The sequence below is a fragment of the Mesorhizobium sp. 8 genome (genome assembly GCF_006351905.1).
Lineage (GTDB): Bacteria > Pseudomonadota > Alphaproteobacteria > Rhizobiales > Rhizobiaceae > Mesorhizobium > Mesorhizobium composti.
Map to the genome: position 1 here is coordinate 4333757 of NZ_CP040914.1, position 23051 is coordinate 4356807.

Here is a 23051-nt window from a genome sequence, read left to right on the forward strand (position 1 = left end):
GCCGTGAGATACCGGCTCAGTCTTTCTCGAACACGCCGGTCTTGGCGATGATGCCGGCGATCGCGCCGCCGACCAGCGGGGCGACGATGTAGAGCCACAGCTGGCCGATCGCCACGCTGCCCGAGAACAGGTTGGGGCCGATCGAGCGCGCCGGGTTCAGCGAGTTGCCGGAAACCGGGATGAAGCCCAGATGCAGCGCCGCCAGCGTCAGGCCGATGATCAGGCCGGCCAGCATGTTCATGTGCTTGGCGCTGGTCGAGGCCAGGATGACGAGCACGAAGGTGAAGGTCGCGATCATCTCGGTCAGGAAGACCGAGGAGGTACCCCACTTCGCCGGGTCCCACGTCGTCGCCCCGAAGTTGGAGATCGGATCGCCGGCCTTGCCGGAGACCATGATCCACAGCGCGACCGTCGCCAGGATGGCGCCTACGATCTGGGCGATCCAGTAGGTGATGACGTCCTTCGCCGGCAGGCGGCCGGCGAGGAAGAAGCCCAGCGTCACCGCCGGGTTGAGATGCGCGCCCGAGATCGGGCCGATGGCGTAGGCCGCCGCGACCAGGCCCAGGCCGAACGCAAGGCCGATGCCGATCTGGCCGAGCGGCAGCGCCGTGCCGAGATCGCCCGTCACGATGGCCGCGCAGCCGATGAACACAAGCAGGAACGTGCCCAGCACTTCCGCGAGAAACAGTTTCATTTTTCCCTCTCCTCGTTGGATGTCGCCACGCCGTCTCGGCCCGCGAATCACAGGCGGAAGGATATGTCGGCCCTTGCAGGTTGCAAAGCAGGCGCGGTGCACCCGGACGCGCGCGGTTCGTGCGCTTGTGAAGTCGGGCCGCTGCCGCTACAGCGGGGCCGGATCAACCGCGAACGGCAGGAACGATGCGACTGGGCGGAAGGCTGGCGGCAGCCATCGAAGTGCTGGAGGACATCGGCCGCAGGCACCGCCCGGCGGCGGATGCGCTGCGGGACTGGGGCCTGTCGCATCGCTTCGCCGGCGGCGGCGACCGCGCCGCGATCGGCAACATCGTCTACGACGCGCTGCGGCGGCGGCGTTCCGCCGGCTGGCTGATGGACGGCGATGCGCCCCGCGCCCTCGGCTTCGGCGCCTTGCTGCTGGAATGGGGCCAGACGCCGCAAAGCCTGAACACGGCACTCGAGGGCGACAAGTTCGCGCCCGAATCGCTTTCTCAAGCCGAACTGGCGGCGGCGTCCCGCTCCCTGCTCGACGCGCCGGATGCCGTGCGCGCCGATTGCCCGGACTGGTGCGCGCCGCTGCTGCAAGGCGCTTTCGGAGCCGACTGGATAGCGGAAGCGGGCGCCCTTGCCGCGCGCCCACCGCTCGACCTGCGCGCCAACACGCTGAAGGCGAGCCGCGACAAGGTGATGGCCGAACTGGCGCTTGCCGAGGCGGGCCCGACCGTGCTGGCGCCGGACGGCATCCGTATCCCGCCGATCGAGGGCAGCGGTCGGCACCCCAACGTGCAGGCCGAGCCGGCTTTCCAGAAAGGCTGGTTCGAGGTGCAGGACGAGGGCTCGCAGGTCGCAGCACGGCTGGCGGGGGCTGCGCCCGGCATGCAGGTGCTCGACTATTGCGCCGGCGCCGGCGGCAAGACGCTGGCCCTGTCGGCTGCGATGGAGAATCGCGGGCAGATCTTCGCCCACGATGCCGAAAAGCAGCGGCTGGCGCCGATCTTCGAGCGCCTGCGGCGCGTCGAGTCCCGCAATGTGCAGGTCGTCGCCAAGCCGGCCGAGCTTAGCCCCCTCTCGGGCCACATGGACATCGTGCTGATCGACGCTCCCTGCACCGGCTCCGGTACGTGGCGCCGGCGCCCCGACGCCAAATGGCGATTGACCGACCGGCAGCTGGAAGCGCGCCGGGCCGAGCAGGCGGCGATCCTCGATACGGCCTCGGGTTTCGTAAAGCCCGGTGGACTGCTGGTCTACGTCACCTGCTCGGTGTTCGAGGCGGAGAATGGCGGCCAGATAGACGCGTTTCGTGCCCGCGACGGCGTCTTCTCGGCTGTCGATCATGCTGCCCTGTGGGAAACGCACTTTCCCGGCCACGCGGCTGCGGCGCGCATCGACAGGGAACGCGGCGTCTCGCTTTCGCCCGCCCGCAGCGGCACCGACGGCTTCTTCTTCTGCGCGCTGCGCCGGCTGGGGTGAGGGGCGCTGGTTTTCCCTCCCCTCAAGCGGGAGGGGAAAGTCCGTGCATCTTGCTGCACCGCACAAATCGCGATTGCCTGCCGTCGCGGCCTCTGCGATAACCGCGATCGTTAGCAGCGAAAGCACCCGCATGGCAGCCAAGATCGTTCCGGCCCCCGACTATGAAGAGCGCGTGCGCGCCTCCTTCGCCCGCCAGCAGGCGATGGCGACCATCGGCGCCGACCTGACGCTGGTGACGCCCGGCATCGTCGAGATCGAGATGCCCTACAGCGAGGCGCTGACACAGCAGCACGGCTTCCTCCATGCCGGCGTGATCTCGACGGCGCTGGATTCGGCCTGCGGTTACGCCGCCTTCTCGCTGATGCCGGAAGACGCGGCCGTGCTGACCATCGAGTTCAAGGTCAACCTGCTGGCGCCCGGCAGGGGCGAGCGCTTCCTGTTCCGCGGCTCCGTCACCAAGCCGGGCCGCACCATCATCGTCGCCGATGGCCAGGCCTACGCCATCGCTGCCGATGGAGAAGCCAAGCTGATCGCCACCATGACCGGCACCATGATGACGGTGACCGGACGCGAGGGAATGCAGGGGTGAGACGCCGGTTTGCGCAGCAAATCGAAAGGTCCGGTGGACCTTTCGAAGGCGTCGAACGCCAGGGAGCTGCGGAGCAGCGGGTCCCTGGCCGGATAGGATTTGCGCAGCAAATCGAAAGGTCCGGTGGACCTTTCGAAGGCGTCGAACGCCAGGGAGCTGCGGAGCAGCGGGCCCCTGGCCGGATAGGGTTTGCGCAGCAAATCGAAAGGTCCGGTGGACCTTTCGAAGGCGTCGAACGCCAGGGAACTGCGGAGCAGCAGGCCCCTGTCCGGATAGGGGCCGCGCAGCCGTGACGAACCCCGTCACGCGCGTCGCCGGCAAGACGGTCCTGTTCGCGATGGCGGCCGAGGCCGAATACGGCCCGCACCTGCGCCGCCTGTTCACGCCGTTGATGACCGGCGTCGGGCCGGTCGAGGCCGCTATTGCCATGGGCGCCGAACTCGCCCGGCTGCAAGGGCAGGGCGCATTGCCGGACCTCGTCGTCTCCCTCGGCTCGGCCGGTTCGCGAAGGCTGGAACAGACGGGCGTCTACCAGGCGGTCTCGGTGAGCTATCGCGACATGGATGCCTCGCCGCTCGGCTTTAAGAAGGGCGTCACGCCCTTCCTCGACCTGCCGGCGATCGTACCGCTGCCGCTGCGCGTTCCCGGCATCGCCGAGGCGACGCTGTCGACAGGTGCTGCCATCGTTTCGGGTGCCGCCTATGACGCGATCGCCGAAGACATGGTGGACATGGAGACCTTCGCGGTGTTGCGCGCCTGCCAGCTTTTTTCCGTCCCGCTGATCGCCCTGCGCGGCATTTCCGACGGCGCGGCAGACCTACGCCATGTCGGCGACTGGACGGAGTACCTGCACGTCGTCGACGAAAAACTAGCGGTGGCCGTCGAGCGTCTTTCCGAAGCGCTCGCAACAGGTACGCTCGCGCCTTGAATCTACGCGCGAAGGCGCTTGCCCTATGCATGAAGCGCTTGAATCGGACTGTCGGTTCTGCGCGCCAACCCATTGCGCCGACTCGACTTTGTCTTTAAAGGCTCGCCATGACGACACATCCCGACACCGTTCTCATCATCGACTTCGGCAGCCAGGTCACGCAGCTCATCGCAAGACGGGTGCGCGAGGCCGGCGTCTACTGCGAAGTCGTGCCGTTCCAGTCGGCCGCCGAGGCTTTCCAGCGCATCCGGCCGAAGGCCGTCATCCTGTCCGGCAGCCCGCATTCCACCGTCGACATCGGCAGCCCGCGCGCGCCGGACGCGGTGTTCTCGGCCGGCATCCCGGTGCTCGGCATCTGCTACGGCGAGCAGACCATGTGCGCCCAGCTGGGCGGCAAGGTCGAGACCAGCCACCATCGCGAATATGGCCGCGCCTTTCTCGAAATCCAGGACGATAGCGCGCTGTTCGAGGGCGTCTGGCCCAAGGGCACGCGCCATCAGGTGTGGATGAGCCACGGCGACCGCGTCACCGCGCTGCCGCCCGGCTTCCGCGTCGTCGGTACTTCCACCGGCGCGCCCTTCGCGGCGATCGCCGACGAGAGCCGGAAGTTCTACGCTGTGCAGTTCCACCCCGAAGTGGTGCATACGCCGGACGGCGCCAAGCTGCTCAGGAATTTCGTCCACCACATCGCCGGCCTGCGCTCCGATTGGACGATGGCGGCCTATCGCGAGCAGGCGGTCGAAGCGATCCGCAGGCAGGTCGGCAAGGGCAAGGTGATCTGCGCGCTGTCGGGCGGCGTCGATTCCTCCGTCGCTGCCCTGCTGATCCACGAGGCGGTCGGCGACCAACTCACCTGCATCCTCGTCGACCACGGTCTGATGCGAAAAGATGAGGCCGCCGACGTGGTGGCCATGTTCCGGCAGCACTACAACCTGCCGCTGATTCTGGTCGACGCCGCGGACAAGTTCATCTCGGCCCTTGAAGGCGAGAGCGACCCGGAAAAGAAGCGCAAGACCATCGGGCGGCTGTTCATCGAAGTGTTCGAGGACGAGGCGAAGAAGCTCGGCGGCGCCGATTTCCTGGCGCAGGGCACGCTCTATCCCGACGTCATCGAAAGCGTCTCCTTCACCGGGGCCACCTCCTCGACCATCAAGTCGCACCACAATGTCGGCGGCTTGCCCGAGCGCATGAACATGAAGCTGGTGGAGCCGCTGCGCGAACTGTTCAAGGACGAGGTGCGGGCGCTGGGCAAGGAACTCGGCCTGCCGGAAAGCTTCATCGGTCGCCATCCCTTCCCCGGTCCGGGTCTCGCCATCCGCTGCCCCGGCGGCGTGACGCGCGAGAAACTGGAAATCCTGCGCGAGGCCGATGCGATCTATCTGGACGAGATCCGCAAGGCCGGCCTCTACGACGCCATCTGGCAGGCTTTCGCCGTGCTGCTGCCGGTGCAGACGGTCGGCGTCATGGGCGACGGCCGCACCTACGATTCCGTGCTGGCGCTGCGCGCCGTCACCTCGGTGGACGGCATGACGGCGGATTTCTACCACTACGACATGGAATTCCTCGGCCGCACCGCCACTCGCATCATCAACGAGGTGAAAGGCATCAACCGCGTCGTCTACGACGTGACCTCGAAGCCGCCAGGAACGATCGAGTGGGAATGATTCAGGCCCGTCGGAACACCGCCGATTTTACGCCAGAGTTCGACGTATCCAATTGAAAACAAAAATAAAAATGGCCGTCGACTTTCGATAACTATCGGCGGGCACAGTTTAGCTCTGGCGGACTGCCTGACGGACCTCCGGCATATTGCTCATCCGAATTTTTCAAAGTACCGTCATCGGCAATGAGGCGCGTGACGGTACTTTTTTTCGTCTAACCTTTTGATGATTAATACAAATCATCGTCGCGGGCCTTCGGAATTGTGCTGACGGTACTTTTCGGGAGGCAGTGAGAATGCTGACGGATGCGGCCCTTAAGGCATTGAAGCCGAAAGATAAAATCTACAAGGTTGCGGACCGCGACGGGATGTACGTGCGCGTTATGCCCAGTGGCGCGATCTCGTTCCGCCTGGACTACAGGCTCAATGGCCGTCGGGAGACCGTCTATCTGGGGAAGTACGGACGGGACGGAATTTCGCTCGCCCGGGCACGAGAGAAGTGCATCGACGCCCGCCGGGCGATCAGCGAGGGCCGGTCTCCTGCGATCGAGAAGCAGCGCGAGAAGCGGCGGCTGAAGGAGGCGAAGAGCTTTGGCGAATTTGGCGAGAAGTGGCTGACTGCCGCACCGATGGCGGACAGCACACGGGCAATGCGGCGCGCCATCTTCGAGCGTGAGCTACTTCCGGTCTGGCGAAACCGCTTGCTCAATGAGATCATGCCGGATGATCTGAGAGCACACTGCGCCAAAATCGTTGAGCGCGGCGCTCCCGCCACGGCCATCCATGTGCGCGACATCCTAAAGCAGATTTATGGCTTCGCGATCCTGCACGGAGAGAAGGTGGCCAATCCCGCGGAAGAAGTTGGCCCGGCATCGATCGCGACATTCGTGCCGAAGGACCGTGCACTGTCGCCGACTGAGATCCGCGTCATGCTCAAGCAACTTGAGGGCGTCGCCACCTTGCCCACCATTCGGCTGGGCATGAAACTGTACCTGCTCACGATGGTACGCAAGAGCGAACTGCAGGACGCAGTATGGGAGGAGGTGGACTTTGAGAACGCTGTCTGGACGATCCCAAAGGAACGTATGAAGCGCTCGAAGGCGCATAACGTCTATCTGTCGCGCCAGGTGCTCGACATCATGGTCGCGCTGAAGACCTGTGCAGGTAATTCGAGGTACCTTCTGCCGTCGCGCTACGATGCCGATTCTCCGATGTCGCGCGCGACCTTCAATCGGGTGACTTACGCTGTAGTCGACCGGGCGAAGGCCGAGCGTCTGCCTCTGGAACCGTTCACGGTCCATGACCTCCGGCGCACGGGCTCAACTCTGCTGAACGAACTAGGCTTCAACAGCGACTGGATCGAAAAGTGCTTGGCACATGAGGACGGACGCTCGTCGCGCGGCGTCTACAACAAAGCCGAGTATGAAGTGCAGCGTCGGCACATGATGCAAGAGTGGTCGGACATCGTGGACGCTTGGGTGGACGGCAGGAAATACGTGCCCACGCTCATCCCGCCCTCGATGCCACTTCTAGAGCCTGATCCTGCTCTTTGACAGGCCGACTCCTGCGTTGCTTCACATCCGGGCTCGGAGCGCGAAGAATCGGCATTGAACGACGGGCCGCAAGCCACGCCTGAACCTCATCCAAATCCCAAACGACGCATCTTGGGGACAAGGCAAAGCGTCGGGGAAATTCGCCACGCTGCTCCATTTCGTAAATTGTGCTGTCCGCCAATGGAACGATCTCGCGCAATTGCTGCCGCCGGATCGTTTTCTTGATGGGCGTGTTCGCATGAGTGCGCACGTTGCGTCTCCTATGACTCAAAGTGAGGAGATAGAGAGCATAGATCCGGAAGGATGGAAGCCGCCATTACCCCGCATCGGGCATTTGCGCGCCATGGCGTGCACTTCGGACGGTCTAGCTGCCTCGCACCATCACCTTCTAACTACGAATCTGGGGGTCAGGAGTTCGAATCTCTTCGGGCGCGCCATTCCATCTAACTGAAATTTATATTATTTTTGGCATTTCGCGTGGTGGCGCACCGGCTTAGTTATCAAAATTAAGCCGGTTTTTCAGCCGGTTTTGGAAAGCCGGATACTCCTTCGAATTCCGTCGTAGCGTGGCGTACGCGCTGAACAGGGCGAATGAATGCCTTGGTCTCCGCAGCATCAACACCGGCGAGATTTCGTCGGCGTCGTCAGCGCGCGAGAACAAATGCCCGTAGGTATGCACGCCCATGCGCTCCTGTACGACCTTGGACGGCAAGGCAAAGCCCTCCTCCATGCGGCCCTAGAGATAGATGTGGCCTTAGCGCAGTCGGATAGAGCGCTGCTGAATACCGGGCCGAATTCGTCCTATCTGCGGATTCGCTACTCCCCCGAACATAAGTAACCGCCGCTATCCCTACACTACCGTCGCGACCTAAGTCCGGAGTAGCGCGTCGAAATTGCAGGAAGGATCAACCGAGGAGCTGGAGAATATCTGTCGCAACGCGGCGGCGTACTTTACGCTCGGCATGCTTCAAGAGGCTTTGCTCCTCTGGGGTATGGGGCCGGGAGAGCCTTGATCGCTTTGAAATGCTATGCTCGGGGCGATCGATCAGTCCTTTGAGGATGGTATCGATTTTGAGGGTATGAGGGGTCCGCGACTGAGCAACTATACACTTGTGTGCGCTCGGTTAAGTCTCCTGACATGGAGACGCCCAATCGCGGAGAGCGCAAGGTCGATTGGAGAAAGCGTCTCTTTTCAATTTCAACAGGATGAACGGGCCACGCCAAAGCGGTGGCCCGTGCCGGAATGATATCGTTAGGCCGTCAGGATGGCCACGATCTCCAGGCTGTCGGGATCGACGATGACGATCCGGCCGTCGGCCAGTACAAAATACTCGTAGCTCTCATAAGCTGGCACGATCTTGACGATGCGGGCGGGCAAGCGATGCAGATGCACGTGGCGCGGCACCGCCGTGCCGACCGTTATCTCGAAATCGATCTTGGAGACGGGCTCCACCTTTGCCTCATGGATCACGTTGACAATCTGGGTTTTCTGCTCGACCGTCACATTGCTGATCGAAGCCGTCGAGTTCTTGTCGGTTGTAGTCGAGCTTTGGCCCTGCGCTTCATTCGTGGTCGTGCTGCCGCTGCTCTGCCCGGACTGCTGCTCTGTCTGCCCTGTCGAGCCTTCGGCCTTGTTGGTGGTCGTGCCGGAAGACCCTTCGGCGGCGGTGCCGGATCCTGCCTGTCCTGTCCCCGTCTTACCCTCAGCCTGTGTATTGTTCTGCCCCGTGTCCGAGCCCTGGGCGGCCTTGCCGGACTTCTCTTCCGACTTTCCTTGCGCGGTCGTTCCTCCGCTCGCATCGTTGCAGTCGGTCGCGCCAGCCGGGCAGGCGCTGCCGCTCTTGCCCTGTGCCGATCGTTTTTCCGTCGTCGACGCCTTGCCCTGGCTCTGCTGCTTGGTGTCGCCGTTGGCCGAGCCCTGGGCTTTCCGTTCGGTGGTGCTGCTCGTGCTGTCCTCGGTCTTGCTGCCGGCGCCCGACTGCGACCCTGAGCAATCGGCGCTGCCCACCGTGCAATTGGTCATTCCGGACTGGCCGGTGGACTCGCCCGAAGGCTGACTCTGCGCGAGCGCTACGCTGGACGCAACGCCAAGGCCGAGCACCAACATGCTCTTGATGACAATCTGTTTCATCTGGTTCTCCTCGGATTGTGGTCCCTCGCGGTTTCAAATCCCTCTCTTCCAGCTTTTGTTCCGGGAGGCGCTAATGTAGCCGATCACGAATGTTTGCAGCCTCTTCCGCTACGGAAGGTTGCGTCGATCGTTCGAACTTATTGCGTTTCGATGGAACAAAATGGGCCGCCAGGAGGTTTTTGGCTCGCTCCCTTGCCAGCCTCCCCCTCCATGGCGCCCGGAGCAAAGCCCGCCCGGCAATCACTGCCCCGGACGGGCTTTTTCAATTCGACTCGGGCGAACAACAAGAGCAATGTAACTGAGCGGGGCGGCGTGGCCCTGGGAGGAAATCATGCCGCGTCTTAACACATGGCAGAGCGGTGGTTGAATAGCCCCTAGATTTGTGGACGCCTTCTTCCCTAATTTTGAGGCAAGGAGGCCGTGATGGGGACTGGCAATTTCAGTGACGAGTTCAAGCGTGATGCGGTCGCGCAGATCACCGAGCGGGGCTACCCCGTTGCGGAGGTATCGAAGCGGCTCGGCGTCAGCCAGCACTCGCTCTACGCGTGGCGCAGGAAGTTCTCGAAGCCATCCGGTTCGACTGATGGCGATCAGGCGGCGGAGATCCGTCGGCTGAAGAAGGAACTGGCACGCGTCACCGAGGAACGCGACATCTTAAAAAAAGCCACCGCGTATTTCGCCAAGGATGCAAGGTGAGATACGCGTTCGTTGCCGAGCATCGCCAGCAGTTCAAGGTGCGGGCGATGTGCTGCTGCCTGCGCATCCGACCCAGCGGCTTCTATGCATGGCTGAAGAGCCCGTTGAGCAGACGGGCTCGGGAAGACGCACGTCAGACTGATCTGATCAGAAAGGCCTGGAAGGAGAGTGGCAGGGTCTATGGTTATCGCAAGCTGCACGACGACCTCCTCGATCAGGGAGAGACCAGTTGTGTCAATCGCATCGCCCGTCTCGCGAAGCTGGCCGGGATCAAGGCACAGATCGGCTACAAGCGCCGGCCCGGTTCCCATGGCGGCAAGCCATCAGTCGTGGTCGACAACACCTTGGCTCGACAGTTCGATGTCGATTCGCCGGACAAGGCGTGGGTGACAGACATCACCTATATCCGGACCCAGGAGGGCTTTGCCTATCTGGCCGTGGTGATCGACTTGTTCTCGCGCCGCGTCATCGGTTGGTCATTGCAGAGCCGCCAGACCACCGACGTCGTTCTGCAGGCGTTGCTGATGGCCGTGTGGCGTCGAAAGCCGAAGAGCAAGGTCCTGGTCCACTCGGATCAGGGCTCGCAGTTCACCAGCATGGACTGGGCAGCCTTCCTGAAGCACCACAATCTCGAGCACTCGATGAGCCGTCGCGGAAACTGCCATGACAACGCCGTGGCCGAAAGCTTCTTCAATCTCCTCAAGCGCGAGAGGATACGGCGCAGGACCTACCGAACACGCGAAGAGGCAAGGCAGGACGTGTTCGACTACATCGAAATGTTCTACAACGCGAAGCGCAAGCACGTCAGAAACGGGATGCTGTCACCCGTCGAGTTCGAAAGGCAGCAGGAAATGTAACCCGAGGGCGTCCACGAAACTCGGGGCTATTCAGTTCGGCCAGCCTGGCATAGGCAAGCCAGTTTCCGGGATTGTCGTATTGCCGTGGCCAGAAACAGTTCGGGTCGTCACGTCGAACGTGTTCCAGGCACTGGAGACGCCGCAGTTGATCGCCGTTGCCGCTGGAATCCTCTACGATTGTCACGACTGCCCCGAGCCGTTCGAGGCGCTCAGTATACTTCGCGTCAATGAGGCTCGAAGCGGTGATCAAGGTGAGCTGGTATCGGCGGGCGGCCGATAGCAAAGCAAGAGCCATGCCGAAGGTGCCTGAGGTCGTCTCGACGATGTGTGCCCCCGCCTTGATCCCGCCGTCGGCGGCGGCCCGGTCCAGAATGTAGCGCGCGGGCATGAGCTTCATCAGCGGAAACACGGCAGCGACCAGATTGGGCGACAGTGTTGCCATCCGAGGCGTCTCGAGCGCGCGGAAATAGTCGCAGTCCAACGCTACCATGACGCGCCTTCGTCATTGATCTTGTAAAATTGGACGTCGCTGAAGCCGGCTTGTTGTGCTGCGGCTGCTGCGCGTTCGGCAAGCCGCTGTACATTCGTCCCAGCCAGATCGAAGAGGACTCCGATCAGTGAACCGCTATGCGCGACCTGGACGCCGCATGCGCCGGTTTCCCGGGCGATTTCGATCACCCGGTCGAAATCTTGCTTGGGTAGATGCCGCTGGCTGATTTGTGCGCTGACCGTTGCTGCTCGCCCTGCACAGTAGGGGTCCTGATATCGCACAGCGCGAGACACTAGCGCCCTGACAACTTGGAATTGCTGGATCTCTGCGCTGTTGTACCGGGCCGGCAGGAGCTGCAGCGTATCGATGGGCAGTCCGCAGTTTGCCTTAAACCCGACAACCAGCAGCGGCGGTAACGAGCCGCCGAAATTTTCCAGGATCCGGCCTTCTCGCTGAGCGAAAAGAACGGCTTGATCGTCAAAGGCGATGGCGTCGCTGGCTTGCTCCGCGGCCACGGCCAACATAGCGATGCGCGTTGGGGTCAGATGGACGTCATGAGCCGCAGCCACCGCACGAATGGCGGCTACAACATCGGCGGTCGATGACCCGTATCCGTGGCCGACTGCAATGGCGCTGCGGATAGAAAGGATGCCTCCCAGGTTGCCTCCCAGATGCTTGAGCGCAAGACGCGCTGCTGCCGCTGCCTTGCATTTGGAGGCGGGGTCTGTCGTGAGCGCGCTCGATTCTGTTCGCGTGAAAGTGGCGCTTGACCTGAGTTTCGTCAGCGGAAGAGTGACCAACCCACGGTGAAGCTGTCCGCCATCGTCGTGAAATACGCCCTGCACCAGTTCGCCATGATGTGCGATTGCTGTTGCTGCCCCACTCAACTGTTGTGGGTCGCCCTGCCGTACCAAATTGCACATCGAGGCCACAGCCGCCTCCACCGATCCTTTTCGCCAGCACAAAGAGTGGCGTTCGCGTCATACGATGCCCGTCATTGGATTCCGGCATTGACCGAACGAGCACGGCCAAGCAATCGATGCGTCCAGTGCATGAAGCGGTTACAGACCGCATCTTTGAAGTCGGTTTCCAGCTTTGATTTCAATGTCTCGATATCGGCAGCTTCGCGCCGCCAATGCGGCCGTTCAGAACCACTTTCAGATCACCTTGAAGCAGACATTCCGAGATCTGCGCCCCGAAAATTTTATCGAGTAAATCACGCAAGCTGGATACCAGGGGCCTCCAATGCCTAACCTGCCGGCTCTTCGCTTATCGATTCATCGGACGCAACGCTATCCAGAGCAGGCGCCGAATATGCTCTTGCTGGCGCGTCAGGATCCAATACTCCCCATTGGGTTTTCTCGTAACTCATAAGTGGTCGTCCGAGTACTGACACGGTGCCAGATTCTTTATCTGGCCAGTACACGCCAACCGGCACAGCGTTGGCGTGCTCGTATATTTTCACAACTTGGATAGGTCCGCCGATGGATGGGTGGGCACCGCCACGAATGAGATCCCGTAGAACTTCAAGGGGTTCCATGTCGAAAGACCCTTCGGCCAGCTTCGAGCGATCGCGCAGAACGGCAACTAGTTTTGCTTTCGCTGCCTGAACCGGAGCTTCGTCGCCAGAATATGCAATAAGCTTGGCTGACCCTGCCGATTGGCCTCCCCACTCCTTTGCCGGTCTAAAGGTAAATCCGTGGACGGATCTGTCGTAGTGAAGAGTCCAGACGCGAAATGCTTTGTTCTTCCAGGAGTATCCGGACAGCATAAAGAGTGCTTCGGGGTCATCTGGGACTTTCTGCCCACGAGGAAGCCCAGAAATAAAAGACCTCGAATGGTTGAACATTCGGATCAGATGGCCCTTAAGCTCTTCAAGATCGAGAGCCCGGCTCGATGCGGGAGGATGCATTCTGATTGAATTGTATGCTTGGAGCATTAGCGGATAGGCATCGGATGTGTTGCCCGCGAATGACAGTACCGAGTCCGAACGCGGAAGAAGCATTATCTTGGGATTTGCGTCCCAGTATTGGCCCCCGACAATCGGCTATCCGATGCGATGACCAGCTCGCGAACGTGTCCAACCGTGCGTAACCAAGCCATGCCGAGTGTCATAGTCATGTACCTTAAGGTTGAACTCGGTTCCGATTGCGCGGGGGCGTTGGATCGGCTGTGCCCGCGCATGCAGGCCATGGTGATAGCACGATAGTCCCGAGCCAAATTTTTAGAATGGCACCTTGTCGTCGAAATCATCCGCAAATTGCGGGTTTGTCGGCTGGATCGGCGGCGGAGGTGGAATAACGACAGCTTGGGTCGGCGGCGGCGGAACCGGTGGGACGGGAACTGCCGGCACAGCGGCTGCTACTGCCGCCGCTGCACGCTCCCTGCGTCCGCGCCAGAAGCTCTGGAACTCCGGTCCCTTCGAATCCGGCGGATATTTGGGCGGGTGGATGAACAGCGGCACCGGGGCGGGGATATCGGGGCCGATCACCACTGCTTCGCCGGGCGCCAGCATCGGCACGAACTGCGCTGCGCCGCGATCGAGGTCGCCGCAGGCGCGCTCGACCGTTTCGCGGTCCTGATCGTTGGTGAGCCGGTGCACGAACAGCGTTCCCAACTGGCTCATGACGTCCTGCGGAATGTCCCTGGGCCGCTGCGTGGCAAGGACGCAGGTCAGGCCGTATTTGCGGCCTTCCTTGGCGATCAGCCCAAAGGAATCGAGCTTTACTGTGCTGTGCTCGTCGCCGACCGAGCGTCCGAGGAACTGATGCGCCTCGTCGAGAAACACAACCAGCGGCGACGTGCGAAACGCGCCGGCTCTCGCTTCGGCCAGCAGGAACCGGCCGATGACGTTGAGCAGGATTTCGCGGGTATTGTGCTCGAACCGCACATCCTTGAAAGAGATCACCGCGATGTCGCGGCTGTCGTCGGCCAGGAACGCGCGCAACTCGGTCACCAGCGACGTGCCGTTGGTCTTGAAGATGCATTCGAGCTCGCGTGAGCCGATCAGCGTGTTGATCCGTGCAATCAGCGATTCACAATATCCGAGCGAATTCTGGTCGGTGTTGCCAAACGCCGCGGCATTGCCCTGACTGCTCGCCCAGACGCATTCGTTCTTCACCTGCTCCGCAAGGTTGGTGATGTCGAAGTCGCACGCCGGATCGTGGAGATACGCGGCATGCGCGTGCAGCGCGTTGAAATATGGCGCGCGCGGTCGTCCAGCCTTTTCGACCAGGCCGTTGTTGACGAACACACCCGCTGGAGGCGCGGCGGCGCTGGCCGCGACCAGCTTGAGGCTCTTGATCGCTTCCCTGAGCCTTGGCCCCTGACTCTGGCCAGACGGCCTGAACAGCGAGAACAGATCGTCCTCGGTGATCTGGCGATAGGGGAAATGGACGCGTCTGGCCGCCCCGGCGGGTGCGTCGAACACGAAAACCTTGTCGACATTGCCCATGTCGGCGAACTCGCCGGTCGGATCGAGCACGATCGCCCGGCCGCCCGCCTTCTTCAACTGCTGGACCAGCGTGGCGACGGTCCAGCTCTTGCCGCCGCCGGTGGCGCCGAACACCCCGCAATGGCGGCCGAAGATCTTCTCGGGCGGCAGGCAGACATCGACGCCGTCCGCAGCGTCGATCCGCCCGATGCTGAGCGTCAGCTCGTCCTCATTGGCCACCGCATTACGGATCAGCGTCGCCAGCTGACTGGGTTCGGCAAGATACACGCCGTCGCCAATCCGCGGAAAATCGGGCAGGCCGCGCCTCAGCTTGTTCGAGAGTTGCTCGACCGCCGCCAGCAGTTGAATCTTGCCGATCGGATTGGTGACCGCGGATTTGCCGAGTGACGGTTCGACCGTTAGCCGCTCGCCATCGGGAATCTTGGTCTCGACAATCCGGCCGAGAATCTGGAACCGCTCGCAATCGACGAACACAAAGTCGCCGACTGCGCCGAGCGACAGACCGCGACGCTCTGGCACCGCCGCTGCATTGGGCAGGTTCACATGGACATAGGAGGCGGTCGCTTGGGTGATTGTGCCGATATAGCGTTCGGGATTGATCGGGTTGATGCGGGTCACGTCGTCGGCGCCCCCGCGTCCCGGAGCGTTCTGACACGCTGCATGTGCCGCTCGCGATCGGTTTCGCCGACCAGGTCGGGAAGAGCGGAAACCAAATCCTGGAACCGGCCGTTAATGAGATGGATACGCGCATCGCCGCCGGCCACCATGCGCTTGAACGCGGCTAGGAACGGGTTCTTTGGATCGGCGACGGCGAGCATCGTCTGCGACGCGGCATCCAGCTCGGCCGGCGGCACGAATGCCGGATCGCAGATGACCAGTCGCAGCGACATGTTGGCCTCGACCGCCGACAGGATTGGCCGGCTGATATGGTCGTCATTGAAGCCGAAGCCCGAAATCAGCAGCGCCGTGTCGGGCTCGCGCAGCGCCGCCTGGAACGCACCGATCATGTCGAGATAGGGCGCCTCGAAGCTCTCCTGATACTTGCTCGAGCGCGGATAGATCAGCACCGGCTTGCCTTCCGGAGCCCGCGACCGGTAGATGTCGGCGGCCTGGCGACGCCAATCGAGCGAGCCGTGCAGCTTGTAGAGGTGGAAAACATTCTCAATGTAATCGGGTGCGTCGCGCTGGCCCGAGCGGCGCACGATGTCAAACTCGAAATGGCTGCGGTCATAGACTTGATCGAGACCGTGCGAGAAGCCGTCGATGATCGTGAACCGGTGCCGCCGCGCCGCTTCCTCGAAGCACAGGTCGTAGTTGGTCGTAAACAGCTTCGACCGTGCCTTGCGAACGCCGCGGCGCCCGATTTTCTGGATCAATCCCGCATGGGCATCGAGGTTGGTGGTGCGATCGACAAAGTCGACGCGGGCAAGGATCGCCTGTTCGGCCGCTTCCACGAAATCATGGATCCGGATGTAGGTTGGGTCGGTGACCGCGGTCTCGTGCAGTTCCAGATAAAGTTTGCACAGTGTCAGCAGCCGCTCGATATTGTCGTCGATCTTCGCGCTGGCAAAGGTATCACACACCGCCTGGAACGCTGGTGCGCCGACCTTCGCCTGCACCGCTACCCAGACGTCCGACATGCCCGCCGGCGACAGCTTGGCCGCGTCGTTGGTCGCCGCGAACGACGAACCGGTGCCGGTCAGCACGACGACATTGGTCGCGTTGAGGACATTGAGCAGCGCGCTTTCGACGACGCGCTGAGTCCCCGCTTCCTCGATGCGCTCGCCGTCGGCGCTCATCTTGTCCTTGAACAGCCGCCAGCCGTCGCCAGACACAAACAGGCGCAGATGTGCAGCATCGGCTGTCTTGCCATTCCAGTAAGTCATCCGCCCCCAAACCACATCATTCCTATAGGCGGGCAGCCTAGCATCATTTATCGCACAGGGGAGTGCGGAAGTGCAGCCCGCTTTGACCTCCACTGAATTTACGAGCCCAAGGCGATCATTGGTGGCTTTCTGTCTGTCCGCTTCTGGCAACCTAAGCTGGAAAGCTGCCAATCATCGAGGCTATTGCCGATGGCTACTTCCCGTTATGATTGCGGGCAATGGGGCTCTAGTGATCGATTCCCAAATGCGGAGTTCTTGGAAATGAAGGGCAGGTGATTTCCGGCTCCTCGGTGACATTTATCGCTTGTGTCCGTGATTATGGGGGTCGGCGTGCCGGCGCGCGGCGAGCCGTTCGGGTCGACGCCCTTCAGCGTCGACATATTGGTGGCGAAGCTGAGCTTCCTGAACTCCTGTGCCTCGTCGACGATGACATGGTCGACGCCGATCTCGGCGATGGTCACAAGATCGTCCTTGGGCGTGGCGAGCGACTCCAGACACTCCTGCGAGCCCTCCTTCAGGCGCTCGAGGCACTTGCGCGGGACCCGATCCTCTTCGTCGGTGTCGAGAAGAAGCTTCTCGTAGAGCTCCAGCTCATCATGGATCATTTGCTGCTCGAAGACGGCCGGCACACCGAGAAGCGCTGCGTGCAGTCGATCCGTCTCCACCGATCGCGGCGGCGCCGGGATTGAGATAATTTGGATAGTCGATCAGTGCATAGGCTGCGATGGTTGCGGCTTCCACAAGGGTATCTAGCATGATCTGATCCAGGGCTTGCATCAGGTGCCCGGAAGGCCCTTCACAGATGTAAAGTCGAAATGATCATCCAGTCTCACGCTGGTGGCGCCGCATCCTGCGTTTCGCCGAACAGCGGCGTCGCCCGCATCGACGCTCGATCGGCGAACGCTTCGAACCACATTGCGAGCTTGGGACGACCGGTTCGGAAATCCGGAAGTTCGCGGAACACCAGCCAGTCGAGCGTGGTCGCCAGCGCGATCTGACCGACGTCGATTTCCTCGCTCGGTGCCCAGGTAACCTCAAGCCAGTCGTACGTCTCCACGAGCTTAAGCGTGTAGCCGTCCGCCAACGGCGGATAGCGCAGATGCTCTGGCCGGCGCGCCGTTTCCCAGCGCAGCGCGATACCGGAATCGGCAAGGCCCTGGGCTGCCGCCTGGATCTGAAGCGCGCGCCACCGCGCCTCGCCTTTAGCGGGGATGAGTGGGCGGTTCGCATGCAGAGTGTCGAGATAGGCGCAGATAACATCCGAATCGAACAGCGCAGGCCCGTCGTCCCGGAGCAACACCGGCACCTTTCCGAGCGGGTTCTGTGCGAACACCTCGGTATTCTTCACCGTCGGACTGGTCTCGCAATGGAGAACCTCGATCCGATCGGCGAGGCCGGCTTCGTGCACGAACACGAGTGCCTTGCGGGCATAGGGAGAGTGGGTCTGGTAGAGAAGCTTCACGAACGGTCTCCGAGTTACAGCGCGCATGCGCGGTTGAGGACGGCTGCCAGGACCGCTGTGAGTCGCTTCGCCGTCGGCAGTGCAGAATTCATTGGGCGAGGGCGAAGAGGCCCCACGCGCCCAACCGATCGTGCTCAAGGAATGGCTTCTCGCGCCTCTGTTTGCGATCGATGAAGCCGTCGAACGGATCAGAACTAGTTCAATTACGGAATATATTTGCGACCCCACAACTGCAAAGCTGGTCCCTCCTTCGGCTCGAGATCAGTAGATCCCGCACGGTGCTGCGTGGTCGCCGCAAGACGGTTGGATGCAGGCGCGACGGTTTCTGAAGCCACCTTCGCGGCAGCAGAGCGAATACTCCTAGCCCGCAAGGAATGCGCGAATCTCAGCGGCCAGCGCGTCCGCCACCTTTGCGCAGGGGCTAATATGCGGTGACCGGAGCATCAGTACATCGAAGTGCAAACTTCCTCCAATGCCATCGACTTCCACGACCCCGGCCGGCGGATTGCGGCTGATGAGACGCTTCGGCATCAATCCCAAACCCATACCCTGACGCACCATTCCCAGTTGCAGACCCGCATGCTCGATTTCGGCCGACACCACCAAGGGAAGGTTCATCTTGGCCAGCCTGCGGGTAAGGCGCTGCCGGACGTCACATCCTTCGGGACTCAGCACCCAGCCGACCTGCTTTTCCGGCCCGGCGTCGAAATCGCGAGAGGCGACCGAAACCACCTCCTCTTCACCGATTTGCTCGGCGTCATAAAAGCGTGATCCGTCGGATAGAATGACCGCAGCGTCGAGATGCCCTAACCGATGCTGCTCTGCGAGTTCGCCACTCCACCCGGATTTGAGGCGAAGGGAGACACGAGGGAATTGACTGATGACGGCGGCAACACTCTCTGCGAGTTCCTCATGCGCAAGGCCATTAACCAGGCCGAAGCGGAATACACCTTCGGGTTCGGGAATTGCGGCAATGGACTTCAGGTTTTCGAAAGCGTCGAGAATTTCTCGGCTGCGGGCGACGACCTCATATCCCATCGGCGTCAGGATCGGCGGTTTTTGTCGGCGGTCGAGAAGTTTTGTCCCGAGGGCCTGCTCAAGGCGCTGGATCTGACGGCTGACGGCAGGCTGCGTCAGCGGAAGCCGCTGCGCGACCTTCTGCATGGCCCGTTCCTCTGCGAAGAGAACGAACGTTCGCAGTTCCTGAAACATGTCTGGCCCGCATAAAAGTTTTTATCTTTATGAATCGAAGTATCGTCGTGAGCAAGCCCATTCTCTCTAAACCCGAAAAATACGAATACCCGAGTCTGCCATCTGATCGGCCGTCCCTCTGCAAGTGATGGGCAGATATCGAACTCGAGGGTCTGCTTTTAGATCATGCTGTTGGCGTGCAACTTGCTTTGCTCGATGGGCTGCCGCACCTCCCAATGTTCGACAAGTCTGCCCGCATCCAGTCGGAAGATGTCGACAATGGCGAGGCCCTCCTCTGCCGGTTCCCGCTTCGCATGCATATGCACCATGACGAAGTCCCCTTCAGCAAAAATCCTCTTCACCTCTCCTCTTACGAAAGGAAACGAAGCTCTGAGCTGCTGCACATAAGCTTTGAAGCCATCTGCACCATCCGCAATGTTCGGATTGTGTTGAATATATTGCTCGCCAAAATGCACCGAAGCTGCTTCGATATCTCCTTCGTTTACCGCCTTACGGATGAAGTCGAGGACGATTTCCTTATTGGCCTCTAGGGTCGATTTTTGAACGGCGGCAGGCGACGACCCCGACGGATGAACAGGCATAGTTGACTCCTTTGATTGGCGTTGCTGAGCCCGTCGTGAACAGCGGGGTCGAGCGTGCGAGCTACCCCAACATAGTCGGCCGCAGGATTGAGATGGTCGATGCTCCAAACCATCAAATTGTTATCCGATCCTCTCATTGTGTGGACTGCTTCCATCTGGGAGAATGGCTCTCATGGACGTGTTGTCAGAAGTGCTCGCAACGCTGAGATTTGGTGGTGCAATGATTGGCAGCGCCACGCTCCGTCGGCCGTGGGGGATTTCGGTCGATCCAACGCGGAATGCCGCCATCCATGTCATAAGGCGGGGCGAATGCTGGCTGCGTTTGAATGGCGAAAAGGAACCAGTTCGCATTGGTGAGGGAGATGTAATCCTTGTCGCAAGCGGCGTCGGACATACGATCAGCGACCCCGCAGATGCACCGACGGCATCAATGTCTACCGTACTCGCAGCGAATCACAACGAATCGGAATCGAAGCACCGCGGCAGCGCGACTACTCTTCTTTGCGCGAAATATTCCCTTGGCGGCAACGGGCCACATCCGATCATTCCGTTGCTTCCACCGCTTATCCATCTAAGTCGCGAGCAGATTGTCGCCAACGAATCGTTGCGGCTCGCGATGGAGCTTTTGCGGCTGGAAGCTGACGGCAATCTGACGGGTCACGACATTGTGGCTCCGCGCCTTCTCGACGGCCTGTTGATCTACCTGTTGCGCGCATGGATCGAACATCAACCACTCGGGGCGGGAGGATGGTTTGGGGCCCTGCGCGACAGGGGTATCGCACGAGCCTTGCGTCTCATCCATGAGCGCCCTGCTGAAAGGTGGACTATCGTCTCCCTCGCCGACAGCGCCGCACAGTCTCGGGCCACATTCGCGCGCCGCTTCACCCGACTCGTTGGCGAACCACCGCTGTCCTATCTTACCCGCTGGCGCATGAACCTTGCCGCAAAGGCTTTACGGGAAACTGACCAGACCATTGGCGAGATCGGACGCGCCGTTGGCTATGAATCGTTGCCGTCGTTCTCTCAAGCGTTCAAACGTGCGACAGGCAGATCGCCTGGCCTCTACCGCAATGCCCCCTACCTTCCGACCGATTGATACGCCGCCACCGGATTGTGTGAGGTGCTCCCCCCGTCATCGGATCGCCTGGGGCCGGAATTCCCAAGGTGTTTAGTTCCGGTGGCGGAAGCTGTCGCTAAGCCTGGTATCGGCGGCTCGTTGGGCCGCGGCTGTCCCCTAGCTGTGAACCAGCCCCAGCTTGCCAAAATGCTCTCCTTCCTCAAGGAAACGGAATGCCTTGGCAGCATCGAGCCAAGAGAATGTACGCTCGATGACAGGCTTCAGATTCTGCGCCTCAATAGCACGGTTCATAGCCTCGAACGATTCGCGTGAACCGACGGGAATGCCGCGAACCTGAACCTGTCTGGTGAATATTTCGAGGGGGTTGATTGCTCCCTCCTTGCCGCCGAGATAACCGATAACATTAATCTGGCCGCGCCGAGAGGAAGCCTTGAGCGATTGGGCGAAACTCTGCGGGCCACCGACCTCTATTACATGGTCGACCCCGCGGCCCTCCGTAATCTCGAGCACGGCATCGGACCATTGGGGGTTCCGTCGGTAGTTGATGCCTGCGAAGGCCCCGAGCTCCCGGGCGCGTTCCAGTTTCTCGTCGCTGCTGGACGTGACGATGACCCTTGCGCCGCTTGCACGAGCAAATTGCAGACCGAAAAGCGAGACACCGCCAGTTCCCTGGGCCAGCACCGTTTCCCCAGCCTTGATGCCCCCTTCCGTGACGAGCGCGTGCCACGCTGTAACCGCGGCACACGGCAGGGTGGCTGCCTCGACGTCAGTCAGGTTTCTGGGCGCCAAAACCGCCGCTTGCTCATCGAGCACTGCATATTCGGCGAGCAGGCCGCCAATCGGACCTCCAAGCTGATAAGCCGGCTCCGCCATGCGAAAGGAGCCGCCGATCCAGCGTTGCCAGAACGTGCTGCAAACCCGATCGCCAACCCTGAAGCGCGTGACCTCCTCACCGATTGCCACGACCTCGCCGACGCCGTCCGACAGCGGAACGAGGGGGAAGTCGAAGGCGGTGTGGTAAGTTCCGTTGGCAATCTCCACGTCGCGATAGTTCAAGGCCGTGGCCTTCATCCGAATCAGAATTTCCTGACGACGCGGCGTGGGTATGGGACGTTCGACGATGCGAAGCCTGTCGGCGCCGTGACCGTCCTGAAGAACCATGACTTTCATGAAGAGGCATCTCCTGTTGTTCAGATGCCACGAGAATGGGCCTGCCAGCGACAGTATTCAAATTCATAATATGCAAAATAATTATGCTAGAGCAGCATGTTTATGGATCTGCAAACGATCATCCTCTTTGCTCTTGACGCTCGCAGCCGGCGGCGGCCCTTGAGCTTGGGCCGCAGGTTCTCGAACTCGTGAAACTCCCAATCGAAGGAGGGCATGATCGACGCAGGGAAATTGGAGCTCAGCCTTGCTGATAATTCAGGCAGGCCAGCACCGACCTGGCAAATAAGGTGGCGTCTTCCGCCATCATCAGGTGGCCGGTATCTGGAATATTTATCCGCATGGTGCAGGCGGTGTTCGCCCAATCCGGAACGTCCCACCCCGCCGCCGAACGCGCGCCGGCAATCAGGTAAACCGGCGTCGGCGACGCCACCAGGCTACGAATGCCAGCGAGATATTCGTCGCGGCCGGTGGCGGCAACGACAGCCTTGGCCTGCGCCTTGATGGTAGACGCCGGCTGATTGGAGAGCAGGTCTCTTGCAAGCGCGGAGGTCCACGGGGTGATCGGGACCCCGGCAGCAGCGATCCAGGCATCAGGATCAGCCTTGTAGCCATCTATGATCGAGGCGACTTCGGATACCTGCTTTCCGGCAATCTGCCCGCACCAGAAAGCATCCTTCAGCGTGAAATTGCCCTCTACACTGGTGAAGGATGCGACAAGCTCGGGGCAAAGCACGCAAACCAACGCAGACACAGCGCCGCCAACGGAATGGCCGACGAGATGGACCTTCTGGTCCCCAAGGCGCCTGATATATGCTGCGACATGACCTGCCTGATCATTCAGCGTTAGATGTTCAACATCACTGTCCTGATATTGCCCATAGCCGATCAAGTCAGGCGCATAAACGTCGGTATCGCCAAATGCGCCCACTATCTTCGGATCTGCCAAACTTCCGAACAGGCCATGCACAAGAACAATCGGAGCATTTGAAAAAGCCATCGCCAAAGTCCATTATTTAGTGTCATTCGAGGCCGAGCTATCTAAAACCAACTCGGGATCCACGCGGTAACCGACGGCCGCCAGCCGCCGCGGTCGTGTACAGCTGACGCGCGCAATCCGCTTGGGGAGGTGACACCGCTG

20 protein-coding genes and 1 pseudogene are annotated in these 23051 nt (G+C 61.2%); 7 read left to right on the forward strand and 14 right to left on the reverse strand.

Annotation, left to right across the window (positions count from 1 at the left end; genetic code table 11):
* Positions 1–16: 16 nt before the first annotated feature.
* Positions 17–694, reverse strand: a complete 678-nt coding sequence (locus FGU64_RS20785; RefSeq protein ID WP_139954860.1) for an MIP family channel protein — start codon at positions 692–694, stop codon at positions 17–19.
* A gap of 185 nt (positions 695–879) precedes the next feature.
* Between FGU64_RS20785 and FGU64_RS20790 the strand changes: the two genes are divergently transcribed.
* From FGU64_RS20790 to FGU64_RS20810, 5 genes are all read left to right on the forward strand, one after another.
* Complete coding sequence (locus tag FGU64_RS20790) at positions 880–2166, forward strand: RsmB/NOP family class I SAM-dependent RNA methyltransferase (RefSeq protein ID WP_139954861.1); 1287 nt, start codon at positions 880–882, stop codon at positions 2164–2166.
* 130 nt (positions 2167–2296) lie between these two features.
* Positions 2297–2755 (forward strand): PaaI family thioesterase, encoded by a 459-nt coding sequence (locus FGU64_RS20795; RefSeq protein ID WP_136359381.1) that lies wholly within the window; start codon positions 2297–2299, stop codon positions 2753–2755.
* A 289-nt stretch (positions 2756–3044) separates the two neighbouring features.
* Positions 3045–3683, forward strand: coding sequence for a 5'-methylthioadenosine/S-adenosylhomocysteine nucleosidase (locus tag FGU64_RS20800; RefSeq protein ID WP_139954862.1), 639 nt, complete (start codon positions 3045–3047; stop codon positions 3681–3683).
* Between the two features lie 107 nt (positions 3684–3790).
* On the forward strand, positions 3791–5347 hold the full coding sequence (gene guaA / locus FGU64_RS20805; RefSeq protein ID WP_139954863.1) for a glutamine-hydrolyzing GMP synthase: 1557 nt from the start codon (positions 3791–3793) through the stop codon (positions 5345–5347).
* A gap of 292 nt (positions 5348–5639) precedes the next feature.
* On the forward strand, positions 5640–6896 hold the full coding sequence (locus FGU64_RS20810) for a site-specific integrase (RefSeq protein ID WP_139954864.1): 1257 nt from the start codon (positions 5640–5642) through the stop codon (positions 6894–6896).
* Here the strand turns inward: FGU64_RS20810 and FGU64_RS20815 are convergent.
* The 3 genes from FGU64_RS20815 to FGU64_RS20825 all read right to left on the reverse strand — a co-directional run bounded on the left by FGU64_RS20815 (position 6850) and on the right by FGU64_RS20825 (position 9027).
* Positions 6850–7146: an AlpA family phage regulatory protein gene (locus FGU64_RS20815; protein WP_139954865.1), complete on the reverse strand. Its 297-nt coding sequence runs from the start codon at positions 7144–7146 to the stop codon at positions 6850–6852. The two genes, FGU64_RS20810 and FGU64_RS20815, sit on opposite strands and share 47 nt — an antisense overlap.
* Positions 7147–7389: 243 nt before the next feature.
* A complete protein-coding gene (locus FGU64_RS20820; RefSeq protein ID WP_139954866.1) occupies positions 7390–7608 on the reverse strand; it encodes a hypothetical protein in 219 nt (72 codons plus the stop codon).
* A gap of 540 nt (positions 7609–8148) precedes the next feature.
* Positions 8149–9027: a DUF1236 domain-containing protein gene (locus tag FGU64_RS20825; RefSeq protein WP_139954867.1), complete on the reverse strand. Its 879-nt coding sequence runs from the start codon at positions 9025–9027 to the stop codon at positions 8149–8151.
* Between the two features lie 423 nt (positions 9028–9450).
* On the opposite strand from FGU64_RS20825, the gene FGU64_RS20830 reads away from it, so the two are divergent.
* A protein-coding gene (locus FGU64_RS20830) for an IS3 family transposase (RefSeq protein ID WP_139950890.1) occupies positions 9451–10580 on the forward strand; the annotation gives its coding sequence in 2 pieces (ribosomal slippage) (positions 9451–9694 and positions 9694–10580; 1131 coding nt in all).
* On the opposite strand, the gene FGU64_RS20835 is transcribed toward FGU64_RS20830, so the two are convergent.
* The 8 genes and pseudogenes from FGU64_RS20835 to FGU64_RS20880 all read right to left on the reverse strand — a co-directional run bounded on the left by FGU64_RS20835 (position 10528) and on the right by FGU64_RS20880 (position 19665).
* A complete protein-coding gene (locus FGU64_RS20835; protein ID WP_139954868.1) occupies positions 10528–11070 on the reverse strand; it encodes a pyridoxal-phosphate dependent enzyme in 543 nt (180 codons plus the stop codon). The genes FGU64_RS20830 and FGU64_RS20835 overlap by 53 nt on opposite strands.
* Positions 11064–12014: a kinase gene (locus tag FGU64_RS20840; protein WP_246671172.1), complete on the reverse strand. Its 951-nt coding sequence runs from the start codon at positions 12012–12014 to the stop codon at positions 11064–11066. The genes FGU64_RS20835 and FGU64_RS20840 overlap by 7 nt, the downstream gene beginning before the upstream one ends.
* A gap of 1280 nt (positions 12015–13294) precedes the next feature.
* Entirely contained in the window at positions 13295–15142 is a 1848-nt protein-coding gene (locus FGU64_RS20850) for an ATP-binding protein (protein WP_139954870.1), read from the reverse strand.
* A complete protein-coding gene (locus FGU64_RS20855) occupies positions 15139–16410 on the reverse strand; it encodes an SIR2 family protein (RefSeq protein WP_139954871.1) in 1272 nt (423 codons plus the stop codon). Before FGU64_RS20855 ends, FGU64_RS20850 begins: the two co-directional genes overlap by 4 nt.
* A gap of 335 nt (positions 16411–16745) precedes the next feature.
* Positions 16746–17057: pseudogene (locus FGU64_RS20860) on the reverse strand (N-6 DNA methylase); the annotation flags it as partial.
* A 182-nt stretch (positions 17058–17239) separates the two neighbouring features.
* Positions 17240–17872 (reverse strand): glutathione S-transferase, encoded by a 633-nt coding sequence (locus FGU64_RS20865; RefSeq protein ID WP_139954872.1) that lies wholly within the window; start codon positions 17870–17872, stop codon positions 17240–17242.
* A 360-nt stretch (positions 17873–18232) separates the two neighbouring features.
* Positions 18233–19036 (reverse strand): LysR family transcriptional regulator, encoded by an 804-nt coding sequence (locus tag FGU64_RS20875; protein WP_246671173.1) that lies wholly within the window; start codon positions 19034–19036, stop codon positions 18233–18235.
* 206 nt (positions 19037–19242) lie between these two features.
* Positions 19243–19665, reverse strand: a complete 423-nt coding sequence (locus FGU64_RS20880; RefSeq protein WP_139954874.1) for a nuclear transport factor 2 family protein — start codon at positions 19663–19665, stop codon at positions 19243–19245.
* A 172-nt stretch (positions 19666–19837) separates the two neighbouring features.
* Between FGU64_RS20880 and FGU64_RS20885 the strand changes: the two genes are divergently transcribed.
* Positions 19838–20761 carry an AraC family transcriptional regulator gene (locus FGU64_RS20885; protein WP_180375580.1) on the forward strand — a complete coding sequence of 308 codons (924 nt, stop codon included), beginning with the start codon at positions 19838–19840 and terminating at the stop codon, positions 20759–20761.
* 138 nt (positions 20762–20899) lie between these two features.
* Here the strand turns inward: FGU64_RS20885 and FGU64_RS20890 are convergent, their stop codons facing one another.
* Together FGU64_RS20890 and FGU64_RS20895 are read right to left on the reverse strand one after the other, a co-directional pair.
* A complete protein-coding gene (locus FGU64_RS20890) occupies positions 20900–21913 on the reverse strand; it encodes an NAD(P)-dependent alcohol dehydrogenase (RefSeq protein ID WP_139954876.1) in 1014 nt (337 codons plus the stop codon).
* A 238-nt stretch (positions 21914–22151) separates the two neighbouring features.
* Positions 22152–22910 (reverse strand): alpha/beta hydrolase, encoded by a 759-nt coding sequence (locus FGU64_RS20895; protein ID WP_139954877.1) that lies wholly within the window; start codon positions 22908–22910, stop codon positions 22152–22154.
* Positions 22911–23051 lie beyond the last annotated feature (141 nt).